At 28.6% G+C, this 940-nt stretch carries 1 protein-coding gene; it reads right to left on the bottom strand.

Features of this window, described 5'->3' with window-relative positions; genetic code table 11:
- Positions 1-223: 223 nt before the first annotated feature.
- Positions 224-844, bottom strand: a complete 621-nt coding sequence (locus tag ACYPV9_RS14215) for a hypothetical protein (RefSeq protein WP_459744827.1) — start codon at positions 842-844, stop codon at positions 224-226.
- Positions 845-940: the final 96 nt, after the last annotated feature.

Here is a 940-nt window from a genome sequence, read left to right as displayed (position 1 = left end):
TCACTGTAACGTCTAATTACTTTGTCATTTCTATACATAATGTTTAAAATTATGTAGCCTTATTTCAGGACGGGTCATAATGTGCTACAACGTTGTTGTATATGGTTTGTTGCGTGGTTTAAGCAACTAATTTAGTAAATAATTACAGACCAAGAAAGTCCGCGAGGACTTTCGTAAGTAGGCAAGAAGCCAGCAATAAATTATATACAGTGTTGCCAGTAGTTTATTTTTTCAATTCATTCAATAATATTTCAATACTTTCCATAATTTTTGATTCAGAAATTCTTTTTCGCTTTCCTAAAGAATATATATTCTCACAAGTTGCAACAATTCTTGCAAGAAAAGAATTCCCTTTTGGTGACCAAACTTCTCCGATTTTAACTTCACCATTATTATCTGTGGTAGCAAAATAATATGTTGTTCCGTCAAAACCAATTATTCCGTCTTCAGTTTCTTTTGTTTGATTTTCAAGTACTTTAAATAGTTCTGTTATTTTCAAATATAACTTTTCACTTATTTTCTTCTTTTTCGAGATAACTCGCACTTTACTTTTCTTTTTTGAATACCAAAAACTTTCAGATAAACGATTACTTTTTATGTATTTAATTCCAGCTATATTTTCAACTGAAAATGAATATTCATTTGAAAAAGAAGGCATTGATGTAAATCTCGCTGTAGGTTTTTCAGAAAATCCATTATATAACAAAGGAAAAACATTTTCATAATATTCCTTTAGAATTCCTTCATATTCTCTAAAATCTTTCGCAGGTTCTAAATGTCCTATTTGAGAAAAACTAAAAATAGAATTTAAAACTAAAAATATAATAAATAATTGTTTTTTCATTCTTTCAGTTATATTGTGCCCAACGTGTTTGTGTTATTAAAAGTTGCGTTTTAAGTCGACGGCTATTTTCCGAAGGAAAATAGATGTAGACAAAAA

Source organism: Polaribacter sp. OB-PA-B3 (assembly GCF_054589375.1).
The sequence above is the reverse complement of the archived record's forward strand: the minus strand, read 5'-3'. Positions and strand labels throughout refer to the sequence as shown.